The organism is Streptomyces sp. BBFR25, assembly GCF_044590125.1.
GTDB classification, from domain to species: Bacteria; Actinomycetota; Actinomycetes; order Streptomycetales; family Streptomycetaceae; genus Streptomyces; species Streptomyces canus_D.
Window position 1 is genome coordinate 5,119,867 of record NZ_CP172447.1, and the last position, 21,788, is coordinate 5,141,654.

Sequence of the window (21,788 nt, forward strand, 5' to 3'; positions counted from 1 at the left end):
ATGGGGCGATCCGAGGTGACCTGTTTCCCGCGGGCAAAACGGATATGACGGCCCATCGGCGCGACCGGGCTTGCGCAACCTGTGGACCTACGTGCGAGTATCGCGCGGCGCGTCGATGCGTTGTTCGACGCGCGGCCCGTTCCGCCGCACGGGAGGAACCTCCCCCTCTTGATCTGGTCAGCAGTCCTGCCCGGTGCCGCCCTGCGCGTCCTGCGCACGGCGGCCGGGCGGCGTGCGCTGCACGTGGGTCTGCTGGTGGGCGGGTTGTTCGTCATCGGGCTGCTCTGCGGAGGGCGGGCACAGGCGGCCGACGAAGGGCCGGGGACCCTGACGGACGCGGTCGGCCGGGTCCTCGACGTCTCCGCGCAGCCCCGGAGCCCGCTGGACGCCGGGCCCGTCCAGGACGCCGAAGCGGTGCCGGGGCGGCCGGTGCCGGTGCCGGACTCCGGCGCGTTGGTTCCGGACCTCCGTCCCGTCACCGAGGGCGTCGTCCGGGTCGTGCGGGACCGGGTGGCGCGACCGGTCGGTGACGCGGTGGAGACGGTGACCGAGGCGGTCGTACGCCCCGGTCCGCCCGGCCCGTCCCGTCCGGCAGACCCGTCGGACTCCTCGGACCCGGCCGACGTGCCGGACCTCACCGACATACCGGCACTGACCGATCTGCCGGGCCTGACCGACCTGAGTGGCCTTTCCGGCCGTTCACCGTCGGCCGTTCCGGACCCGCGGGCCGAGCCCGCGCCGGTGGCGGCGGACGCCTCCGGTGCCGCGGACCCGGCCGATGCCGCCGACGCCCGCGTCGTCGAGGGCGCCGGAAGCCGCGCACCCCTCGTCGGATACGGCCCGCAGCCCGGCGCCGGACCGGCGCCCGACGCGCACACCCGCACTCACCGGACCGGAACCGCGCACACCGAGTACGCCCCCGCCCGCCCCGCGCCCACCGGCGACCCCGACGGGGCGCTCGGCACCGCCTCCGGCGCCGACCAGGGCACTCCGCGCCACGGCGACACCCGCGCGGTCACCCCGCAGCTCCTGCTCACCTTCCGGCTCGTCCCCGGCGCCTCCGAGCGGGCCGACGCGGCCGGGGTCCGCGAGCCGTACCGGGACATCCCCGTCTCGCCTGCCTAGAGCGGGCGCCCCTGCCGCGCGCCGCCAGCAGCCGCCACAGAGCCGTCCCAGCTGCCCAACTGTCACGGCCGCCGTAGCCGCCGTATGCGCCGGACCGGGCCGTGGGGCCTGCTCGCCGTCGGTCCCGACGCCCCCCTGCGTCCGGCTCCTACGGCCCGGGCGCCCCGTCCCGGCCCACCGGACACCCCAGGCGGCCCCCAGCCCGGCTCCTAGTCGGCGCCCTCCAGCCGGTGTCCGGCGCACGGTGCCGGGCAACGGCGTCTCGTGGCCCCGGTTCCGCGGCACAGCCATGGACCCCGCGGGCGACAGGCCCCGGAACGGCCGAAAGCCGTCGGCCTCCGTCCGGCCGAAACCCCGCGGTCCGGGCGGGCCGGTCCCCATTGGGGTGGGGACCGGCCCGCCCGCACCCCGGCGCACCGCACCCGTGCGGCCGCCGGGGAGCCCACGGGCCTCACCGGGTCAACCCCAGCCCGGTGAGGCCCTTCACCGCCGCGCGATGCGCGCCAAGCCCGGCTCACACCCGGCACCGGGTGCCAGTGAGCGCGGCATCATGTGACAGGCATCACCGCTCAGGTGTGACCCACGATTTAGAGACCCTCCGCATGCGGCGATAACCTGCGAGACGGACATGCCGCGCGCTCGGACACCGTGTGCGCCCCCCTTGTGACTCACAGCGGACGTCACGTTGCCCTCGCGGCACGCCCACGCATCCAACGAACCGCGAGATCACTGATAGGGACGGAAGCGCGTGGACCTGTTCGAGTACCAGGCGAGGGACCTCTTCGCCAAGCACGATGTACCGGTGCTGGCCGGTGAAGTCATCGACACGCCTGAGGCGGCGCGCGAGATCACCGAGCGTCTGGGCGGCAAGTCCGTCGTCAAGGCGCAGGTGAAGGTCGGTGGTCGTGGCAAGGCCGGTGGCGTGAAGCTGGCCGCCTCCGCGGACGAGGCCGTCGCCCGCGCGACGGACATCCTCGGCATGGACATCAAGGGCCACACGGTCCACAAGGTGATGATCGCCGAGACCGCCCCCGAGATCGTCGAGGAGTACTACGTCTCCTTCCTCCTCGACCGTGCCAACCGCACCTTCCTCTCCATCGCCTCCGTCGAGGGCGGCATGGAGATCGAGGAGGTGGCGGCCACCCGTCCGGAGGCCGTCGCCAAGACCCCGATCGACGCGATCGACGGCGTGACGCCCGAGAAGGCGCGCGAGATCGTCGAGGCCGCGAAGTTCCCGGCCGAGGTCGCCGACAAGGTCGCCGACATCCTGGTCAAGCTGTGGGACACCTTCATCAAGGAGGACGCCCTCCTGGTCGAGGTCAACCCGCTGGCCAAGGTCGTCTCCGGCGACGTCATCGCCCTCGACGGCAAGGTGTCGCTCGACGACAACGCCGAGTTCCGTCACCCGGACTTCGAGGAGCTCCACGACAAGGCCGCCGCCAACCCGCTCGAGGCGGCTGCCAAGGAGAAGAACCTCAACTACGTCAAGCTCGACGGCGAGGTCGGCATCATCGGCAACGGCGCGGGTCTCGTCATGAGCACCCTCGACGTCGTCGCGTACGCCGGTGAGAAGCACGGCAACGTCAAGCCCGCCAACTTCCTGGACATCGGTGGCGGTGCCTCCGCCCAGGTCATGGCGAACGGCCTGGAGATCATCCTCGGCGACCCGGACGTCCGCTCCGTGTTCGTCAACGTCTTCGGCGGCATCACCGCCTGCGACGAGGTCGCCAACGGCATCGTCCAGGCGCTGAAGCTCCTGGAGGACCGCGGCGAGAAGGTCGAGAAGCCGCTCGTCGTCCGTCTCGACGGCAACAACGCCGAGCTGGGCCGCAAGATCCTCACCGACGCCAACCACCCGCTGGTCCAGCGCGTCGACACCATGGACGGCGCGGCCGACAAGGCCGCCGAGCTGGCTCACGCCGCCGCCAAGTAAGCACTCAGGACGAGGACACCAACACACCATGGCTATCTGGCTCAACAAGGACAGCAAGGTCATCGTCCAGGGCATGACCGGCGCCACCGGCATGAAGCACACCAAGCTCATGCTCGGTGACGGCACCGAGGTCGTGGGCGGCGTGAACCCGCGCAAGGCGGGCACCACCGTGGACTTCGACGGCAACGAGGTACCGGTCTTCGGCACCGTCAAGGAGGCCATCGAGAAGACCGGCGCCAACGTCTCCGTCATCTTCGTGCCGGAGAAGTTCACCAAGGACGCCGTCGTCGAGGCCATCGACGCCGAGATCCCGCTGGCCGTCGTGATCACCGAGGGCATCGCCGTGCACGACTCGGCCGCCTTCTGGTCGTACGCCGGCAAGAAGGGCAACAAGACCCGGATCATCGGCCCGAACTGCCCCGGCATCATCACGCCGGGCCAGTCCAACGTCGGCATCATCCCGGGCGACATCACCAAGCCGGGCCGCATCGGCCTGGTCTCGAAGTCCGGCACGCTGACGTACCAGATGATGTACGAGCTGCGTGACATCGGCTTCTCGACCGCCGTCGGCATCGGTGGCGACCCGATCATCGGCACCACGCACATCGACGCGCTCGCCGCGTTCGAGGCCGACCCCGAGACCGACCTGATCGTCATGATCGGCGAGATCGGCGGCGACGCCGAGGAGCGTGCGGCGGAGTACATCTCGAAGAACGTGACCAAGCCGGTCGTCGGCTACGTCGCGGGCTTCACCGCGCCCGAGGGCAAGACCATGGGCCACGCCGGCGCCATCGTCTCCGGTTCGTCCGGCACCGCCCAGGCGAAGAAGGAGGCCCTGGAGGCCGCCGGCGTCAAGGTCGGCAAGACGCCGACCGAGACGGCGAAGCTCGCCCGCGCCATCCTGGCCGGCTGACAACGCCTCGCGCGCAGGCCGAGCGTCTGTGCCACACCGAGTGGCCCGCCCCCTGTCCACAGGGGGCGGGCCACTCGGTGTTTCCGTGCGCCGGGCCACGTCATTCGAGCCTCGGGCTCAGCCGCTCCGGACCGTCCTGCACCTGGTCCCGCAGCTTCTGCCGCAGCTCCAGCTCCTCGTCCGACAGCGACCCCGGGGCCACCTTGGGCGGCACACCGCGCACCGCCTGACCGGGGGACACGGGCGGTTCGTAGTGCGTGGGCGCCGTACGCACGGTCAGGGCCGTGGTCCCGATGAGGGCGACCGTGAACGCGATCGCGGCCCGGGTCCAGAACCGCGCCCGGCGTTCGCCGCCCCCGCGCACGACCGGCGGCTCGGCCGCCCGCAGCCGCTCGTTCGACGCCAGCTCGGCCAGCCTGCGGTGCAGCACCTGCGGGTCGGCCAGCGCGGGCAGCCGGCCGGCTACGGCCTCGCGGGCGTGCAGCAGCCGGTTCGCCGCCGCCGGGGTGCTCGCCTCCGTCTCCGCCGCCGTCTCGGGCAGGTCCAGGCCCACGCCGTCGTACAGCACGAGCGTGCGGCGGTGCCGCGGGGGGAGCCTGAGCAGCGTGTTCAGCAGCGTGCGGTCGCCGGGGTCGGCGGGCGGCGGCTCGGGGTGCCGGTGGCGGGGGCGGAACCGCTGCCAGGGCGAGAGCGCGTACTCGTACGCCGTCGCCCGTACCCAGCCCACCGGGTCCCGGTCGCGGGCCACCTCCGGCCAGCGTTCCCAGGCGGCCTGGAAGGCCCGTTCCACCGACTCGCGCGCCTGCTCGCGCCGGCCGGTCAGCAGGAAGGTCTGCCGTACGAGGGCGGGGGCGCTGAACGCGTACAGCGCGTCGAAGGCCTGAGCGGGCGTCAGCGCGACGGGCTCCGGCTCCTGTTTCGGTTTCGGTTGCGATGCCGATTCGGGTTCGGGTTGGGGTTCTGGGGCTGGTTCCGGTGCGGGTTCTTCTTTGTCTTCCCGTTCCCGTTCCCGCTTCGCCTGCCGTGCTGCCTCTTCCTCGGCCAGCGTCTTCAGCAACTTCGCGTACGCCTCCCGCTTCCGGCCTCGTGGAGTCGTACGGCCGCTCTCCCACGCACGGACCGTGGCGGGGGTGACACCCACCCGGGTCGCGAGTTGAGGCTGTGTCAGTGCGGCGGACTCACGCAGGCGTCGGCGTGCCTTCGGGGCTGGGAGTGGGGTTGCGGGGCTGCGTGTCACGAGGCACCCCTTCGTACGAAAAAGTACATAAACATATATTGAGCGACACAACGGAGCTTCGCCCGTTACGCCGGGAAAGCGCGTGTCGTTGGGAGCATGGCGGGCGTGATCCAGACGACCGCTCGTCCAGCCCCGCTCTCCCTGCTGCGTGCCCGGTGGCGGGACCGGTCGCCCGGGCTGGCCGCCGGACTCCTGGGCGGCGTGGTCGCGGCGGTGCTGGGTCTCGCGGCGTGCGCCGCACTCGTGACGCTGCTGTGGATCAGTTCGCCGTACCCCGACAGCGGGCCCGGGGGCGCCCTCCACATCGCCGCCGCGCTGTGGGTGCTGGCGCACGGGGCCGAACTGGTGCGTGCCGACACCCTCTCCGGCACCCCCGCGCCCGTCGGCGTCACCCCGTTGCTGTTCCTCCTCCTGCCGGTGTGGCTGCTGCACCGCGCCGCCCGGGACGCCACGGACCCCGGGGACGGTGTGGGCGTGGCCGTGGGCGCGGCTCCCAAGGCGGGGTCCGGGGCGCGCCCGGCGTGGATGGCGGCCGCCCCGGACGCCGGGCCGCCGCCCGTCTCCGCGCGCGTGGCCTGGACGGGGGTCGTCCTCGGCTACCTCGCCGTCGCCGGGCCCGTCGTCCTGTACGCGCAGGGCGGGGCGCTGCGGCCCTCGTCCTGGTGGGCGGCGGTCTGCCTGCCGCTGGTCGCCATGGGAGCGGCGGGCGCCGGGGTGTGGACGGCGTTCGGCCGGCCCGGCGGGCCCGTGGGGCGGGCGCTGCGCGTGCTGCCGCGGAAGCTGCGGGAGCTGATGGTGGAGCCGGACGCGCGCCTGGGCGCCGCGACGCGCGCCGCGGGCGCCGGTGCGGCGGTGCTCGTCGGAGGTGGCGCGCTGCTGCTCGCGGTGTCACTCGTATGGCACTCGGCCGCGGTGGGGGAGGCGTTCCTGCGGCTGACGGAGGGGTGGTCGGGGAGGCTCGCCGTACTGCTGCTCTGTCTGACGCTGGTGCCGAACGCGGCGGTGTGGGCGGCGGTGTACGCCCTCGGACCCGGCTTCGTGCTCGGGACCGGGCATGTCGTGGCGCCCACCGCCTCCGCTCCCGCGGCGCTGCTGCCGCCGTTCCCGCTGCTGGCGGCGGTGCCGGACGCGGGGCCGGGTACCCCGCTGCACTGGGCGGCCGGGGCGGTGCCGTTGGCGGCGGGGGCGGTGGTGGGGTGGTTCACGGCGCGGACGGCCACGTCGGGTGACCGGGGTGAGTCGCGTGAGCCGGGCAAGCGAGGTAAGCCGGGTGAGTCGGGGGCGGGCTCGGTCGCCGGGGCGTGGTCGTGGCGGCGGACCGCGGGCGCCGCCCTCGTGGCCGCCGTTCTGTGCGCGCTGCTCGTCGCCCTGCTGGCCGCGTTCGCCGGGGGGCCGCTCGGGAGCGCCGCGCTCGCCCGGTTCGGGCCGGTGTGGTGGCAGGCCGGGGGAGCGACGCTGGTGTGGATCGGGGTGGTGGCGGTGCCGGTGGCCGTGGTGGCGCGGGCGTGGCGGTGCCGGGGCGCTGCCGCGCGGGAGGCGGTGGGGGAGGTGTCCGGGGCCGGCGAGGAGGGCGGCGGACGTGGGCGCCGGGTGGCGTGGGCGTGGGTTTCGGTGCCCCTCGTGGGGCGGTGGTGGAAGCGGGGGGAGAAAGGGGCCGCGGCGCCGCCCGGGGGCGGGGAGCAGGGGGGTGATGAGGGCGCGGTGCCGTTGGGGTTGTACGACGACGACGGCGATGGCGTTGGCGTTGGCGGGGTCGGGTATGACCTGCTGCCGGTCGACGGTCCCGGGGAGTCGCCTCGCGGCGGGGGGTGAACAGGGGCGCGGCGGTCGCGAGGGACTTTCTTCGCCCCCGCCGCCCCTTCCCATTCCCGTCCCTGGGGGCTGTGCCCCCAGACCCCCCTTCGGCCTGGACGGCCTCGTCCTCAAGCGCCGGACGGGCTGGTTGGTTGAGGGGGTCAGTCCTCCGTGCCCAGCAGGGGGCGCAGTTGCTCCGGCAGGTGGCGTTCGCAGGACTGTTCCGCCGCGTTGGTGAGGGCGTCCTCGCGGCAGGTGTAGTAGTCGCTGTAGATCAGCTGGGCGCCGAAGGACGCGGCGACCAGGACGATGGCCAGGGACGACGTGACCAGGCCGCTGATCGCGGCGGTGCGCTGCGGGCGGCCGGTCTGCTCGGCGGGCGGGGCCGGGGTGTCCGGGTCGGAGGCGGCGCGGGGCTTGGCGCGCAGCGCGCTGATGCCCCAGTACAGGGCCAGGGCGCCGAGCAGCAGGGCCACGTACGGCCAGGTGAAGAGGGCGAAGAAGAGGGCCCACATGCCGCTCAGCAGGGCGTAGCGGGCACGCCGCTGGGCGGGGTCCGTCGGGTCCCAGCGCGGGCCCGGGCCGCCGCTCTGGCCCTCGGAGCCGCCCGAACCGCCGGGCCGCTCGCCGAAGCCGCCGGGGGACCGGCCGGGCTGCCGGTCGCTCCACTGGCCGCCCCACGGGGAACGCCCGCCCTCGCCCGGGGAGCCGGACGAGCCTTCGGAACCGCCGTCGCCCGACGGGTGCCGCGGCTGCCAGGGGCGGTCCGGCGTGCCCTCCGGGGGCGGTGCGAACGGATTGTCCTGGTCGGTGGAGCCGTCCTGCTCGCCGCCGTTCCTCCGGTCCGCGGGCGTGTCGGGCGGTGACGAGGGACGCTCCCGCAGCAACACGGTGCTGCGCCCCCCTGGCTGCGCCGACTGCTGGGGGAGCGTGAGCAGTCGCAGGCTGCGGTCCGGCATCAACTGAGCGTCTTCCCCTTGGCGACGGTGAACGGGCGGCGGTGGAACGGTGAGCTGGTGGAGCGGCGAACTGGTCGGTACGTCTGGTGAACGCCTGACGCCCAGGCCGCGTTCCCGCCCCGGCTCCACGCAGACGCTACCTTCCGGCCACGCCCCCGTCCCGAGGGGGCCGTCCGGTGTGCCGGTATCGTTGCTGACGGTCGGCCGCTTCGTAGACTTCCCCGTATCCCGGGGCGCGAAGCATTCGTACGACCGTACAAACAGATCCGCCTTCCCGAGAAAGGCCCCCACCGTGGCCGCCAAGCCCGTGGACCGGCGAGCCAAGCGCCTCGTCGTGCTGGTCTCCGGATCCGGCACCAACCTCCAGGCACTCCTCGACGAGATCGCCGCCACCGGCGCCGAGGCCTACGGGGCCGAGATCGTGGCCGTCGGCGCCGACCGCGACGGCATCGAGGGGCTCGCCCGCGCCGAGCGTGCCGGGGTGGCGACCTTCGTACGCAGGGTCAAGGACTACGGGACCCGCGAGGAGTGGGACGCCGCGCTCGCCGAGGCCGTCGCGGCCCACGAGCCGGACCTCGTCGTCTCGGCCGGGTTCATGAAGATCGTGGGGAAGGAGTTCCTCGCGCGGTTCGGCGGGCGGTTCGTCAACACCCACCCCGCCCTCCTCCCCAGTTTCCCGGGGGCCCACGGTGTGCGGGACGCGCTCGCGTACGGCGCCAGGGTCACCGGCTGCACCGTCCACTTCGTCGACGACGGCGTCGACACCGGGCCGATCATCGCGCAGGGCGTGGTGGAGGTCCGGGACGAGGACTACGAAGACGAAGGTGCCGCTCTGCACGAGCGCATCAAGGAAGTCGAGCGAAGGCTGCTCGTCGATGTCGTGGGGCGGCTCGCCCGCAACGGCTATCGCATTGAGGGACGAAAGGTAGTTATCCAGTGACCGCCACCGCCACCGCCGGGAGCAACAAGCGGGCCATCCGTCGCGCGCTCGTCAGCGTCTACGACAAGACCGGGCTCGAAGAGCTCGCGCGCGGGCTGCACGAGGCCGGCGTCGAGCTGGTCTCCACCGGGTCGACCGCCGGGCGGATCGCCGCCGCCGGGGTCCCCGTCACCAAGGTCGAGGAGCTGACCGGCTTCCCCGAGTGCCTGGACGGGCGGGTCAAGACCCTGCACCCCAAGGTGCACGCCGGCATCCTCGCCGACCTGCGCCTGGAGAGCCACCGTCAGCAGCTCGACGAGCTGGGCGTGGCGCCGTTCGACCTGGTCGTGGTCAACCTCTACCCGTTCCGCGAGACCGTCGCCTCGGGCGCCACGGCCGACGAGTGCGTCGAGCAGATCGACATCGGCGGCCCCTCCATGGTGCGCGCCGCCGCCAAGAACCACCCCTCCGTCGCGGTCGTCACCAGCCCGGCCCGGTACGCCGACGTGCTCTCCGCGGTCAAGGACGGCGGCTTCGACCTCGCCGCCCGCAAGCGCCTGGCCGCCGAGGCCTTCCAGCACACCGCCGCGTACGACGTGGCCGTCGCCTCCTGGTTCGCCGCCGAGTACGCCCCCGTCGACGAGTCCGGGTTCCCCGACTTCCTCGGCGCCACCTACGAGCGCGCCCACACCCTGCGCTACGGCGAGAACCCGCACCAGCCCGCCGCGCTCTACACCTCCCCCGAGGGCGGTGGCCTCGCGCAGGCGGAGCAGCTGCACGGCAAGGAGATGTCGTACAACAACTACACGGACACGGACGCCGCCCGCCGTGCCGCGTACGACCACGCCGAGCCCTGCGTCGCGATCATCAAGCACGCCAACCCCTGCGGCATCGCGGTCGGCGCGGACGTCGCCGAGGCGCACCGCAAGGCGCACGCCTGCGACCCGCTGTCCGCGTTCGGCGGCGTGATCGCGGTCAACCGCCCGGTCTCCAAGGAGATGGCCGAGCAGGTGGCCGAGATCTTCACCGAGGTCATCGTCGCGCCGGACTACGAGGACGGCGCCCTCGAAGCCCTCACCAAGAAGAAGAACATCCGCGTGCTGCGCGCCCCCGAGGCGCCCGCCGCCCCGGTCGAGGTCAAGCCCGTCGACGGCGGCGCCCTCCTCCAGGTCACCGACCGCCTCCAGGCCGAGGGCGACGACCCCGCCGCCTGGACCCTCGCGACCGGCGAGGCCCTGTCCGAGGCGGAGCTGGCCGAGCTGGCCTTCGCCTGGAAGGCGTGCCGGGCGGTCAAGTCCAACGCGATCCTCCTCGCCAAGGACGGCGCCTCCGTCGGCGTCGGCATGGGCCAGGTCAACCGCGTCGACTCCGCGAAGCTCGCGGTGGAGCGGGCCGGCGCCGAGCGCGCGCAGGGGGCGTACGCCGCCTCCGACGCCTTCTTCCCCTTCCCGGACGGCCTGGAGATCCTCACGGGCGCCGGGGTGAAGGCCGTGGTCCAGCCCGGCGGCTCGGTCCGCGACGAACTGGTCGTCGAGGCGGCGAAGAAGGCCGGCGTGACGATGTACTTCACGGGGACGCGGCACTTCTTCCACTGACGCGGCATGAGTGGGCGTCCCCGTGCGCAGGCATCGGGACGCCGACGGCGGGACGGCCCCCGTCCCTCCGCGGTGAGGCGATGAGGGGGACGGGGGCCGCCGGACCCGGGTGGGCGGATCAGCAGGGGCGCAGCGACCAGATCGGGTCCCAGGTCGCGGTGCCGGCCTGGTAGGCCGTGGACGTCCAGCGGACGCTGCCGTCCTGGTTGAAGAACTTGGCGACCGTGCCCCGGGTCTGGTTGTTGGTGAAGGGGCCGTCGCCGGTCCAGTTGGTCAGGTTCCACGTCTGGCACCTGTAGAAGTCGAACTTCGTGCCCTTGACCACCATGCACAGGTGGCCGTAGTCGCAGGCCAGGTCCTGGGCGCCCTTGGTCACGGGCGCGTCGGTCACGGTCAGGCCCTCGTACTCGACCGCGTCGGCGGTCACGCGCAGGGGCTTCGGGGCGTCGGCCAGCACCTGGCCGGCCTTCTGCTGGAGGCCGGTCACCCGGGTGCCGTCCGGGCCGTCGGCGGCCGTGGCCGCGACCGTGGACCCGGCGGCCAGGGCGGTGGCCGCGAGGAGGAGCACTGCGGACTTGACGATCTTCATTCTCGTTCCCCCGTGAACGTCGTTGTCGTACCGGTTTACCGGTCGTACTGGCCGTATAGGCCGTGGTGGTCGTACCGGTCTGCCGCCGAGGCGGTGTGCTCACACCGTGCCGGGGACGCCCGCCGTGCGGAACCTCGGAACTCCCAGGGTCACGTCCCGCCCCGGGGCGTGTACTCCTTGAGGTGGTGAGCGACGCGGTCGGCGTAGTCGCGGTACTTCGGGGGAACACCGCCCGCGTCGTTCACCTTCCGGTACGACGTCCGGTACGCGGCGGCGACCAGCACGCTGCGGTCGCCCGGCAGACCGGCGTCGAGCCGGGGAGTGATCCAGCACAGGTAACGGCCCATCGCCGGAATGGACTCGGCGGGCGGGAACGGCGGCTGGGGCACGGTCTCGCCCGGGGTGCCGTCCTCGTTCATCCACCAGCGCAGCACGCTCGGGGTCCAGCGGGCGATGCCGTACTCGTCCTTGGCCGGGTCGGCGAGGTCCGGGTCGAAGTCGCTCTCGACCTTCAGGACGGCCGCGATCAGGGCCGGGCTGACCTCCTTGTGCCCGCAGTCGTGCGCCGTCTCCACGATCAGCAGGCGGTAGGCGGGCGGCACGTCCCGGTCGGTGCGCAGTTCGGCCGCGCCGTAGGAGGCGGCGGCGACACTCGCGGTGCCGCCGGGGCGCGGGACCGCGACGGGGCCTGGGCCGTCGTCGGTCCAGCGGGCGACGCCGTAGCCGAGCGCGGCGAGGGCGAGGAGCACCGCGGCCGTGGCGGCCAGGGCCCCGCGCCGGGGACGGGTGCGCGGCCGGAGCGGGAACCTCGCCGTGCCGATCGCACCCCCCGCCGCGCCCGTCACCCGGCGCAGCAGGGCGTCGGTGCCGATCCGGTCGGCGTGCGTACGGGTCAGGCACGCCCGCACGATCTCCCGCCACACCGCTGGCAGTTCGGGGGACAGGCGCAGCTCGTGGGTGCCGCGGGCGTAGGCGACGGCGGCGTCGCGGCGGGCCGTCGGGGTGCCGCCGGGCAGCGGGAAGGAACCCGTGAGCACCAGGTGGGCCAGGACGCCGAAGGCCCACACGTCGGCGGACGGGCGGATCCGGCGGCCCCGTTCGCCGATCTCGGACCACAGCAGCTCGGGCGGGGTGTAGTCCGGGGTGGAGAAGGCGGGCGTGTACGCGTGGGTGCCCTCCAGCTCGGCGGCCATGTTGAAGTCGGCGAGCCGCACCGAACCGTCCGCCATCAGCAGCACGTTGGCCGGTTTCAGGTCGCCGTGCACCCAGCCCGCGCGGTGCAGTTGCTGCAGGCCCTCGCAGACCTGCGCGAGCAGCGCGGGCCCGGCCTGCGGTCGGGGCGTGGCGGCGAGCAGCGCGGACAGCGAGCCCTCGGCCCGCTCCAGGACGAGGACGGTGGCGCCGTCGAGCCGGGGGTGGGCGGGGTCGTCGACGGTGAGGGTCTCGTACATCCGGATCAGCCGGGGCCGCCGCAGTCGGCGCAGCAACTCGACCTCGCGCTCGACCAGATCCCGCAGGTGGGACAGCTGCCGCGGGGTGCCGGTGCCGGTGGGCAGGAACTTCAGCGCGACGGTGTCCGGCAGACCCCCGCCCCCACCCGCGGTGCCGGCCGTGCCGCCCGTGCGCCGCGCCGCGTACACGCTGCCGAAGGCGCCGGTCGCGAGGGGCTCGCGCACCTCCCAGGCGCCCACCCGGTACCCCCTGGGCACCGGGACGGCGTACGGCTCGCTCACCGCAGCGCCCGTCCGGACGGCGCCGCGAGGACCACCAGGTCGTCCTCGCGGACCAGGTCGAAGCGGAGCGCCAGCGAGACCAGCGACTCCTTCTTGCCGTTCAGCCGCGGTCCCGGCTCGGCGGTCTCCGGGCCCGGCTTCAGCCGCAGCTTCACGGCGAGGTAGTCGATGTTCCACTGCACCGACGTACGCGAGGCGGCCGGCCAGGACGGGCGGAGCCGCTCGACGACCTGGTCCATGGTCGGCAGCGGCGCGTGCGGCGCCCCGCGCAGCCTCGGCTCGCACAGTGCGGCCAGCACCGCGAAGTACCGCTTGGTGCGGTCCACGGAGAAGGCCGGGGCGGTCGGCTCGCCGTCGGCGCCGTCCTCGCCGCGCAGGTAGTCGTGGCGCGGCGCCCACACCTCGACCGGGAGCAGGTCACCGGCGGCGGGCAGCACGATCCGCGAGAACTCGAACGGCACCGGTGCGTCGAGGCGGCCCGGCGCCACCTTGATGTGCTCGCCCGCGCCCTCCGGGTTCTCCACCACGTAGGTCTGGTGGGCGCAGAGGTTGCTCAGGGTCCAGAAGGTGCCGTGCGCCGCGATCTCACCGGCTCTGCGGGACACCCCGTCGTGCCCGATCCGCAGCCCGCCCTCGGGCACGGACCGCCCGAAGACGAGCCGTTCGCCGGGCGCGAGCCGGTACTGGGTGCGGGTGGGTTCGTCCTCCGTGGTCGGCGGAGGTACCACGATGATGCTGTACAAGGTGCGTCTCCCCGTGCCTGACGGCTACCCACGCCAGACTAGGGCGACGCACCAGGGCCGTGCCCCCCTCGTACGGGTGAGACACGGCCCTGGACGGTGATTGGCGAGAAAGCGCTCCGCCGGTCAGTAGCGGGGGCGCTTGAACCAGGCCGCGCCCTTCGCATTGCCGACGAACACGGCTATCAGGATGCCGAACACGAGGTGGACGATGCCCGCGATGGTGAACGGGTAGAGGGCGAGGATCGCGGTGAGGATGCCGAAGACCAGGGTGGTCACCCGCAGGCCGTTGCCGCCCGAATTGAACTTCGCGGCCAGGAACGCCGCCCAGACGCCCCAGACCAGCGCCAGCACCATGAAGCCCCACAGGACACCGGTCGGGTAGTCGGCGAACTCCTCGAACGCGGCGTCGTCCTTGGCCTGGTCGACGGCCGCGGCCGAGATGCCGAACAGCGCCGTGCCGATGACCTGGAAGCCCACCATGATCCAAAGCAGCACCCGGGCGGTGTTGACCGTACCGGGCATGGTCGTGGGAGCGGCACCGTACGGCTGCTGCACCGGTGGTGCCTGCGGATAGCCGTAACCGGGCTGCTGGCCCTGCGGCTGCTGCTGCGGGTAGCCGTAGTTCGGCTGCTGGCCGCCCTGCGGGGGGCCGTAGGGGTTGTTCGGATCGCCGAAACTCATGGCGGGTCTTCCTCCGTCGCGGTCAAGTGCGGGGACGACGCGCGGCTCGACTCGGAGGAGATTCTTCGAGAGCGGTTCGTCCCCCCGGTACGGCCCCGCGGCACTGTGCAGCCCAATCGTTCTTGACCGAACTCTTACTTGTCCAGCCCGTTCGCAAGGCGTTGTGCAAGTGCAACAACATCGATCATGAGCGGATACGGCGGGACGTGTCCCGTGGCGTCCCGAAGGTTCCCGCGCGGTGCCCGCACGCCGACCTGATTGGAACCGGGGGCCGGTCATCCGCGAGGATGGGGGGTATGACCGCCCAGATTCTCGATGGCAAGGCCACCGCAGCCGCGATCAAGTCCGAACTGACCGCCCGCGTGGCGGCGCTGAAGGAGAGGGGTGTCACACCCGGCCTCGGCACCGTCCTGGTCGGTGACGATCCAGGCAGCCAGAAGTACGTCGCCGGCAAGCACCGCGACTGCGCCCAGGTCGGCATCGCCTCCATCCAGCGCGAACTTCCGGCCACGGCCACGCAGGAGGAGATCGAGGCGGTCGTCCGCGAGCTGAACGAGGACCCGGCCTGCACCGGCTACATCGTCCAGCTGCCGCTGCCCCGGGGCATCGACGAGAACCGCATCCTCGAACTGATGGATCCGGACAAGGACGCGGACGGCCTGCACCCGATGAACCTGGGCCGCCTCGTCCTGAACGAGCCGGCGCCGCTGCCCTGCACCCCCAACGGCATCCTCACCCTCCTGCGCCGCTACGGCGTGGAGATCAAGGGCGCCGAGGTCGTGGTCGTCGGCCGCGGTGTCACCATCGGCCGCCCGATGCCGCTGCTGCTCACCCGGCGCAGCGAGAACGCCACCGTCACCCAGTGCCACACCGGCACCCGTGACCTGGCCGCCCACCTCAAGCGGGCGGACATCGTCATCGCCGCGGCCGGTTCCCCGCACCTGGTCCGCCCCGAGGACGTCAAGCCGGGCGCGGCCGTCCTCGACGTCGGCGTCTCACGCAACGCCGAGGGCAAGATCATGGGCGACGTGCACCCCGGCGTGGCCGAGGTGGCCGCCTGGATCTCCCCGAACCCGGGCGGCGTCGGCCCCATGACCCGGGCCCAGCTGCTGGTCAACGTGGTGGAGGCGGCGGAGCGCAGTGCCGGCTGAGGACACCGACGCCGAGCGTCCGGAGAACGCCGAGCGCACGGAGAACACCGCGCGCACGAAGAACGCCGAGCGTCCGGAGAACACCGCACGTCCGGAGAACGCGGAGCCCGGGCGGCGCCCGGGAGGACCAGAGGCGGGACCGGACGCCCGCACGACCCCCGCTCCCGACGAGCGGCCCGACTCGTCCGGCGCCGCCGACGACATCACCGTCCGCGACCCGGTCAGCGCGCCGGACGCGGAAGGCAGGCCGCGCCGGACGACCCGACGGTTCCCGCTCTTCACCCGTGACACCGCCCGCCCCGAGGGCGGTGGCCGGGCCGCGGGCGGCGACGCCCCGGCGCCCGCCCGGCAGTGGCCGGTGCTCACGGTGGTGCTGGTGGTCGGGCTCGGCCTGCTGCTGACCGCCCTGGGCGTCTTCCGCTGGGGGACGCTGCTGATCGGCGCCGCGCTGCTCGCGGGCGCCGCACTGCGCTGGGTGCTGCCCGACGTCGGCATGCTCGCCGTGCGCTCGCGCTTCACGGACATCGCGACCTACGGAGTCTTCGGACTCTCCATCGCCCTGCTGTCGCTGATGGCCCAGCCGGACCCGGTGCTGGAGATCCCGTTCCTCAAGGACACACTCCACTTCACGGTCAGCTAGCGGTCCGTACGACGGCCCGTCCTCACCCCCGTGGAAGGACGGGCCGCCGTCGGCACCAACCTTCCTGCACGTCGAACGCCCTGTTCAACGCCTGTCAGGGCGCTGTGGCACGGAAGTGACCGTTCCGCTACTCGGCTACGCGACTCGATCCCGGGGGTTCCGTTCCGGTCACGGGAACGCCGATGGGACACTGGACCACGGGTCGGTGGGCGTGCGACGGTGCACGTTCGCGGCCTCTGTGCTCCTGTGCGCCCCCACCCCGGGAACTGGGATCCTGACCGGGCGCATCCCTGTGGGTAGCCAGAACCAGGTACCGCGCGGGGGGACGCCGCGCGCGGGGACCAGCGGGGGAACGACCAGCACGCCACCGGGGGAAGAGGGGGAAGCAGTGCCTCGTTGGAAGGCCTTGCCGGATGAACTCGATCCGCAGATCAGGGAGTTCACCAGTCAGCTGCGCCGGCTCGTGGACCGCAGCGACCTGAGCGTCGCCTCGGTGGCCGACGCCACGGGCTACAGCAAGACGTCCTGGGAGCGCTATCTGAACGGCCGGCTGCTGGCCCCGAAGGGCGCCATCGTGGCCCTGGCCGAGGTGACCGGGACCAACCCCATGCACCTGACCACCATGTGGGAGCTGGCCGAACGCGCGTGGAGCCGCTCGGAGATGCGCCACGACATGACCATGGAGGCCATCCGGATCTCCCAGGCCCGCGCCGCGCTCGGCGAACTGGGCACGCCCGCGGCCAAGTCGGGCAACGCCGGTTCCAAGCCGGGCCACGGCGGCAGGAACGGCAAGGGGAGCCGGACCGGCCGTCACGGCGGCGGCGCCGCCACCGGGGTCGCCGGGCCGGCGGGTGTGTCCCCCACGCTGCCGCCGACGGTCCCGGCCCAGCCGACGGCCGCCGACAGCCCCGACTCGGCGCTCGGCGCGGTCCGGGACGGCGGTGGACCCGGTACCGCCCCCGTCCCGTCCTCCGGCGGAGCGAGGGACGGCAACTCCTGGGGCCTCGCCGGATACCGGGGCCCCGCCCCGACCGGCGACCGCGCGTCCCGCCCCGGGCCCCGCACCGGCACCGGGGAGGCGACGCCGCCCACCGCACCCGCCGCGCCGTACGGCCCCGGCGTCGTACCCGCCACCGGCCCCGGCCCTTCGGGCACGTACGGCGAACCCCCGTACGGCGAACCCCCGCACGGCGGCCCCCGTCCGTCCGGCCGCCCTCGGGGCGGCGGGAACAAGCGGATGGTCACCTTGGTCGCGGGCGTCGTCGGCGTCCTCGTCGTGATCGCGGGCGCCTTCTTCCTCCTCGACGGCGGCGGCGACAAGGAGAACGAGGGCGCCAAACCCTCCCCGTCGCCCACCGTGAGCAGCAAACCCAAGCTGCCGCCGGGCGTGAAGTGCAGCGGCGACGCCTGCACCGGCAAGGACCCCGAGGTGATGGGCTGCGGCGGCGACCTGGTGACCACCGGCGCGACCGCCGTCGTCGGCACGGCCGCCGTCGAGGTCCGGTACAGCAAGGTCTGCGGTGCCGCGTGGGCCCGGGTCACCCAGGCCGCGCAGGGCGACGAGGTCCAGGTGAGCGCCGGCGGTGCGAACGAGCAGCGGGCGACGGTCGGCAACGCCGGGGACACCGCCGCGTACACCATGATGGTCGCCGTCGACTCCGCGGCCGACGCCGAGGCGTGCGCGACGCTGGCCGCGGGGCAGCAGGGCTGCACGAAGTAGGCGCGCGAGGCGGGGCGGGCGGCGGTCGGCGGGGCGGCGGAGAAAAGTTCGCCCGCGACAGGAATGCTCCGCGGCGTCCCGGGCACGCGAGAAGTACCCCCACGGGAGTCCGGCAACGGTATCCCCGAACGGCGGTCGCCTTCGTCCCCCCTCTCCCGGACAGGCGGCCGCCTCTTTCTCGTGGCCGGTCGTGCCCGCTTCCGTACCCCGCTCCCGCGCGCACGGGTGATCCGGCGGCGGCCCTGTGGGCCGGGCCACACCGACCCGGACGTGCCGGGCACCACGGGCGCGATAGCCTGACGGCTGGATCGATCTCTTGATACCAAGAGATCGATCAAACGCCCGGGGCCGGGACGCCCCACCGCCAGCTGTCATACGGAGAACGCCATGACTCGCACTCCCGTGAACGTCACCGTCACCGGCGCGGCCGGCCAGATCGGTTACGCCCTGCTCTTCCGCATCGCCTCCGGCCAGCTGCTCGGCGCGGACGTGCCGGTCAAGCTGCGCCTCCTGGAGATCACCCCGGCGCTCAAGGCCGCCGAGGGCACCGCGATGGAGCTGGACGACTGCGCGTTCCCGCTCCTCCAGGGCATCGAGATCACCGACGACCCGAACGTCGCCTTCGACGGCGCCAACGTCGCCCTCCTCGTCGGCGCCCGCCCCCGCACCAAGGGCATGGAGCGCGGCGACCTCCTGGAGGCCAACGGCGGCATCTTCAAGCCGCAGGGCAAGGCCATCAACGACCACGCGGCGGACGACATCAAGGTCCTCGTCGTCGGCAACCCGGCCAACACCAACGCCCTGATCGCCCAGGCCGCCGCCCCGGACGTACCGGCCGAGCGCTTCACCGCGATGACCCGCCTGGACCACAACCGCGCGCTGACCCAGCTCGCGAAGAAGACGGGCTCGACGGTCGCCGACATCAAGCGCCTGACCATCTGGGGCAACCACTCCGCCACCCAGTACCCGGACATCTTCCACGCCACGATCGCCGGCAAGAACGCCGCCGAGACGGTCAACGACGAGAAGTGGCTGGCCGACGAGTTCATCCCGACCGTCGCCAAGCGCGGCGCCGCCATCATCGAGGCCCGCGGCGCCTCCTCGGCCGCCTCCGCCGCCAACGCCGCCATCGACCACGTGCACACCTGGGTCAACGGCACCGCCGAGGGCGACTGGACCTCCATGGGCATCCCGTCGGACGGCTCCTACGGCGTCCCGGAGGGCATCATCTCCTCCTTCCCGGTCACCACGAAGGACGGCTCGTACGAGATCGTCCAGGGCCTGGACATCAACGAGTTCTCCCGCGCCCGCATCGACGCCTCCGTCAAGGAGCTGTCGGAGGAGCGCGAGGCGGTCCGCGGTCTCGGCCTCATCTGAGCCCGCCCCGACGCCCGCACGGGCCCCGTTCCGGCACCCGCCGGGACGGGGCCCGTGTCCGTTGCCGGGCCCGGCGTCCGCATCGGCGTCAGGCTCCCGGCAGCCGCTTCTCGAACCAGTGCCCGGCGTAGACGTGGTCGGAGTACGCCGGGATCTCGGTGTACCCGGTCCGTTCGTACATCGCCCGCGCCTCGGTGAGCGCGGGATGGGTGTCGAGCCGTACGACGGCCAGGCCCCGGGCGGCGGCCTCGGTCTCCAGCGCGTCGAGCAGCCGCCGGGCCAGCCCCAGCCGCCGGGCGCCGGAGTGCACCCACACGTGCTTGATCTCGCCCACCCCGGGCTCCGTACGCCGCAGCGCACCGCAGCCCACCGGCCGACCCTCCTCGTACGCGAGGAAGAACGCCCCGGCGTCCCCCGACACCTCCGCGGGCCCCACGAGGTCGGCCGGGTCGAAGCCCTCGGGGAAGCGCGCGTCCAGGTCGGCGGCGTAGGCGTCCAGGCAGGCGCGGGCGACCGGGGTGCGGGCGTCGACCGGTACGACCGTGACGGCGGCCAGCCGCAGCAGGCGCTGGGCGGTGGCCGTGGCGTCGCTCAGGCGTCGGCGCTGGTCCGGGGCGAGCCCCTCGAGCAGCCCGGAGACCAGCACGTCGGCCCGGCGGTTCTGCTCCGCGACCTCGGCCCGTCCGGCGCCGGTCGGCCCGACCGTGCGCATCCGGCTGTCGTCCGGGTGCGTGCCCAGCCGGACCATGCCCTGCGCCTGGAGGGACCGCACCATCCGGCTCAGGTATCCGGCGTCCAGCCCGAGGCGGGTCCGCAGGTCCCGCAGGGGCACCCCGGGGCCGCGCTCGGCGGTCTCGGCGATCTCGAAGAGCAGCCGGGCCTCGCCGAGCGGCCGGTCCTGGCCGAGGCAGCGGTCGTCCAGGGCGCCGACGCGGCGCGTGAAGTAGCGGTTTCGCCGCTCTCATCCCTTTTCTCAGTGATGCGCCGCACTTTCGACGACCGAATCGGCATGCATGGGGGGCGGCGGGGCAGGGGCTCACGGTCCCCGAGAGTGACACGCGTGTGACGCAGGGGCGTTGACCAGGAACGGAAGGCACATCCCACCATGGCGAACAGAACGGAAACCCGGACCGAGCGGGCCCACCGGACCATCCACGCGGGCGGCGACTGGCTCGCGGCGTCCTCCGGGGCCACCCGCGAGATCCTCGATCCCGCGGACGCCCTGCCGTTCACCGTGGTCGCGGAGGGCGACGAGAAGGACACCGACCTCGCGGTGGCCGCCGCCCGGCGCGCCTTCGACACGGGCGAGTGGCCGCACACCCCGGTCGCCGAACGCGCCGCCCTGCTGCGCCGTGTCGCCGACCTCCTCGTGCGCGACCGCGAAGAACTCGGCCTGCTGGAGAGCCGCGACGCGGGCAAGACCGTCGAGGAGGGGCGCGTCGACATCGACTGCGTCGCCGACGCCTTCCGCTACTTCGCGGACCTGGTCGCCTCAGAGGCCCCCGGCCGGGTCGTCGACGCGGGCTCGCCCGACGTCCACAGCGTCGTCGTGCACGAACCGGTCGGCGTCTGCGCGCTGATCACTCCCTGGAACTACCCGCTGCTCCAGGCCAGTTGGAAGATCGCGCCGGCCCTCGCCGCCGGCAACACCTTCGTGGTCAAGCCCAGCGAGATCACGCCGCTCACCACGATCGCCCTGATCGACCTGCTCGTCGAGGCCGGACTCCCCACCGGCGTCGCGAACATCGTCACCGGCCCGGGACACACCGTCGGCGCCCGGCTCGCCGAGCACCCCGACGTCGACCTGGTCTCCTTCACCGGCGGCCTGATCAGCGGCACCAAGGTCGCCCAGGCGGCCGCCGTCACCGTCAAGAAGGTCGCCCTCGAACTCGGCGGCAAGAACCCCAACGTCGTCTTCGCCGACGCCTGCGAGACCGAGGAGGGCTTCGACACCGCCGTCGACCAGGCCCTCAACGCCGCCTTCATCCACAGCGGCCAGGTCTGCTCCGCGGGCGGCCGCCTCATCGTCGAGGAGTCCGTCCGCGAACGCTTCGTCGCCGAACTCGCCCGCCGCGCCGAGAAGATCCGCCTCGGCCGCGGCACCGAGGACGGCGTCGAGTGCGGCCCGCTCGTCTCCGAGCAGCAGCGCGCCAAGACCGAGGACTACGTCGCCTCCGCGCTCGCCGAGGGCGCCGTACTGCGCTGCGGCGGCAAGCGCCCCGAGCCGTCGCCCCAGCGGCCCGAGGGCGGCTACTTCTACGAGCCGACCGTCCTCGACCACTGCCACCGCGAGATGCGGGTGGTGCGGGAGGAGGTCTTCGGACCGGTCCTCACCGTCGAGACCTTCCGTTCCGAGGACGAGGCCGTAGCCCTCGCCAACGACACCGAGTACGGTCTGGCCGGTGCCGTCTGGACCGCCGACGCGGGACGGGCCCGCCGGGTCGCGGGCCGGCTGCGGCACGGCACCGTGTGGATCAACGACTTCCACCCCTACCTGCCGCAGGCGGAGTGGGGCGGCTTCGGCAAGAGCGGGGTCGGCCGCGAACTCGGCCCCGCGGGCCTGGCCGAGTACCGCGAGAGCAAGCACGTCTACCAGAACCTCGCGCCGAAGCCCGTCCGCTGGTTCGCCGGCTGACCACTCCCGCCCCCGTACGTCCCCGCACCATCCGCTCGCCCCAC

At 73.4% G+C, this 21,788-nt stretch carries 18 protein-coding genes; 11 read left to right on the forward strand and 7 right to left on the reverse strand.

Features of this window, described 5'->3' with window-relative positions:
• Positions 1-168: 168 nt before the first annotated feature.
• The 3 genes from ACGH52_RS23505 to sucD all read left to right on the forward strand — a co-directional run bounded on the left by ACGH52_RS23505 (position 169) and on the right by sucD (position 3,971).
• Positions 169-1,125: a hypothetical protein gene (locus ACGH52_RS23505; protein WP_399942089.1), complete on the forward strand. Its 957-nt coding sequence runs from the start codon at positions 169-171 to the stop codon at positions 1,123-1,125.
• Positions 1,126-1,873: 748 nt separating this feature from the next.
• Entirely contained in the window at positions 1,874-3,058 is a 1,185-nt protein-coding gene (gene sucC, locus ACGH52_RS23510; RefSeq protein WP_059302429.1) for an ADP-forming succinate--CoA ligase subunit beta, read from the forward strand.
• Between the two features lie 28 nt (positions 3,059-3,086).
• Positions 3,087-3,971: a succinate--CoA ligase subunit alpha gene (sucD, locus tag ACGH52_RS23515; RefSeq protein ID WP_059302430.1), complete on the forward strand. Its 885-nt coding sequence runs from the start codon at positions 3,087-3,089 to the stop codon at positions 3,969-3,971.
• Positions 3,972-4,071: 100 nt separating this feature from the next.
• Here the strand turns inward: sucD and ACGH52_RS23520 are convergent, their stop codons facing one another.
• Positions 4,072-5,208: a helix-turn-helix domain-containing protein gene (locus ACGH52_RS23520; protein WP_399942093.1), complete on the reverse strand. Its 1,137-nt coding sequence runs from the start codon at positions 5,206-5,208 to the stop codon at positions 4,072-4,074.
• 96 nt (positions 5,209-5,304) lie between these two features.
• On the opposite strand from ACGH52_RS23520, the gene ACGH52_RS23525 reads away from it, so the two are divergent.
• The gene (locus ACGH52_RS23525) at positions 5,305-7,020 is read left to right on the forward strand and encodes a DUF6350 family protein (RefSeq protein WP_399942096.1); all 1,716 of its coding nucleotides are present in this window, start codon (positions 5,305-5,307) and stop codon (positions 7,018-7,020) included.
• 143 nt (positions 7,021-7,163) lie between these two features.
• Here the strand turns inward: ACGH52_RS23525 and ACGH52_RS23530 are convergent, their stop codons facing one another.
• Positions 7,164-7,961 (reverse strand): hypothetical protein, encoded by a 798-nt coding sequence (locus tag ACGH52_RS23530; RefSeq protein ID WP_399942098.1) that lies wholly within the window; start codon positions 7,959-7,961, stop codon positions 7,164-7,166.
• 292 nt (positions 7,962-8,253) lie between these two features.
• Here ACGH52_RS23530 and purN point away from each other — a divergent pair, with 292 nt between their 5' ends.
• Together purN and purH are read left to right on the forward strand one after the other, a co-directional pair.
• Positions 8,254-8,901: a phosphoribosylglycinamide formyltransferase gene (gene purN / locus ACGH52_RS23535; protein WP_121700682.1), complete on the forward strand. Its 648-nt coding sequence runs from the start codon at positions 8,254-8,256 to the stop codon at positions 8,899-8,901.
• Complete coding sequence (purH, locus tag ACGH52_RS23540) at positions 8,898-10,475, forward strand: bifunctional phosphoribosylaminoimidazolecarboxamide formyltransferase/IMP cyclohydrolase (RefSeq protein ID WP_059302435.1); 1,578 nt, start codon at positions 8,898-8,900, stop codon at positions 10,473-10,475. Before purN ends, purH begins: the two co-directional genes overlap by 4 nt.
• Before the next feature lie 118 nt (positions 10,476-10,593).
• On the opposite strand, the gene ACGH52_RS23545 is transcribed toward purH, so the two are convergent.
• The 4 genes from ACGH52_RS23545 to ACGH52_RS23560 all read right to left on the reverse strand — a co-directional run bounded on the left by ACGH52_RS23545 (position 10,594) and on the right by ACGH52_RS23560 (position 14,221).
• On the reverse strand, positions 10,594-11,064 hold the full coding sequence (locus tag ACGH52_RS23545) for a hypothetical protein (protein ID WP_210974087.1): 471 nt from the start codon (positions 11,062-11,064) through the stop codon (positions 10,594-10,596).
• Positions 11,065-11,213: 149 nt separating this feature from the next.
• Positions 11,214-12,797 carry a serine/threonine protein kinase gene (locus ACGH52_RS23550; RefSeq protein ID WP_399942103.1) on the reverse strand — a complete coding sequence of 528 codons (1,584 nt, stop codon included), beginning with the start codon at positions 12,795-12,797 and terminating at the stop codon, positions 11,214-11,216.
• Positions 12,794-13,540, reverse strand: a complete 747-nt coding sequence (locus ACGH52_RS23555; protein ID WP_171987356.1) for an FHA domain-containing protein — start codon at positions 13,538-13,540, stop codon at positions 12,794-12,796. The genes ACGH52_RS23550 and ACGH52_RS23555 overlap by 4 nt, the downstream gene beginning before the upstream one ends.
• A gap of 123 nt (positions 13,541-13,663) precedes the next feature.
• Entirely contained in the window at positions 13,664-14,221 is a 558-nt protein-coding gene (locus tag ACGH52_RS23560; RefSeq protein WP_076975917.1) for a hypothetical protein, read from the reverse strand.
• 296 nt (positions 14,222-14,517) lie between these two features.
• Between ACGH52_RS23560 and ACGH52_RS23565 the strand changes: the two genes are divergently transcribed.
• The 4 genes from ACGH52_RS23565 (at position 14,518) to ACGH52_RS23580 (ending at position 19,109) form a co-directional block, all read left to right on the forward strand.
• Entirely contained in the window at positions 14,518-15,372 is an 855-nt protein-coding gene (locus ACGH52_RS23565) for a bifunctional methylenetetrahydrofolate dehydrogenase/methenyltetrahydrofolate cyclohydrolase (protein WP_003974148.1), read from the forward strand.
• Positions 15,362-16,012, forward strand: a complete 651-nt coding sequence (locus ACGH52_RS23570; RefSeq protein WP_399942107.1) for a DUF3017 domain-containing protein — start codon at positions 15,362-15,364, stop codon at positions 16,010-16,012. Before ACGH52_RS23565 ends, ACGH52_RS23570 begins: the two co-directional genes overlap by 11 nt.
• A 406-nt stretch (positions 16,013-16,418) precedes the next feature.
• Positions 16,419-17,732 (forward strand): DUF2690 domain-containing protein, encoded by a 1,314-nt coding sequence (locus tag ACGH52_RS23575; protein WP_399942110.1) that lies wholly within the window; start codon positions 16,419-16,421, stop codon positions 17,730-17,732.
• Between the two features lie 387 nt (positions 17,733-18,119).
• Positions 18,120-19,109, forward strand: coding sequence for a malate dehydrogenase (locus tag ACGH52_RS23580; protein ID WP_059302441.1), 990 nt, complete (start codon positions 18,120-18,122; stop codon positions 19,107-19,109).
• Positions 19,110-19,197: 88 nt separating this feature from the next.
• On the opposite strand, the gene ACGH52_RS23585 is transcribed toward ACGH52_RS23580, so the two are convergent.
• Complete coding sequence (locus ACGH52_RS23585) at positions 19,198-20,031, reverse strand: GNAT family N-acetyltransferase (RefSeq protein WP_399946862.1); 834 nt, start codon at positions 20,029-20,031, stop codon at positions 19,198-19,200.
• Positions 20,032-20,214: 183 nt separating this feature from the next.
• Here ACGH52_RS23585 and ACGH52_RS23590 point away from each other — a divergent pair, with 183 nt between their 5' ends.
• Positions 20,215-21,744 carry an aldehyde dehydrogenase family protein gene (locus ACGH52_RS23590; RefSeq protein WP_399942113.1) on the forward strand — a complete coding sequence of 510 codons (1,530 nt, stop codon included), beginning with the start codon at positions 20,215-20,217 and terminating at the stop codon, positions 21,742-21,744.
• Positions 21,745-21,788 lie beyond the last annotated feature (44 nt).

Coding starts and splice junctions, on each gene's coding strand:
- sucD (WP_059302430.1), top strand. CDS start 3,087: ATGGCTATCTGGCTCAACAAGGACAGCAAGGTCATCGTCCAGGGCATG.
- ACGH52_RS23525 (WP_399942096.1), top strand. CDS start 5,305: ATGGCGGGCGTGATCCAGACGACCGCTCGTCCAGCCCCGCTCTCCCTG.
- ACGH52_RS23530 (WP_399942098.1), bottom strand. CDS start 7,961: ATGCCGGACCGCAGCCTGCGACTGCTCACGCTCCCCCAGCAGTCGGCG.
- ACGH52_RS23545 (WP_210974087.1), bottom strand. CDS start 11,064: ATGAAGATCGTCAAGTCCGCAGTGCTCCTCCTCGCGGCCACCGCCCTG.
- ACGH52_RS23560 (WP_076975917.1), bottom strand. CDS start 14,221: ATGAGTTTCGGCGATCCGAACAACCCCTACGGCCCCCCGCAGGGCGGC.
- ACGH52_RS23565 (WP_003974148.1), top strand. CDS start 14,518: ATGACCGCCCAGATTCTCGATGGCAAGGCCACCGCAGCCGCGATCAAG.
- ACGH52_RS23580 (WP_059302441.1), top strand. CDS start 18,120: ATGACTCGCACTCCCGTGAACGTCACCGTCACCGGCGCGGCCGGCCAG.
- ACGH52_RS23590 (WP_399942113.1), top strand. CDS start 20,215: ATGGCGAACAGAACGGAAACCCGGACCGAGCGGGCCCACCGGACCATC.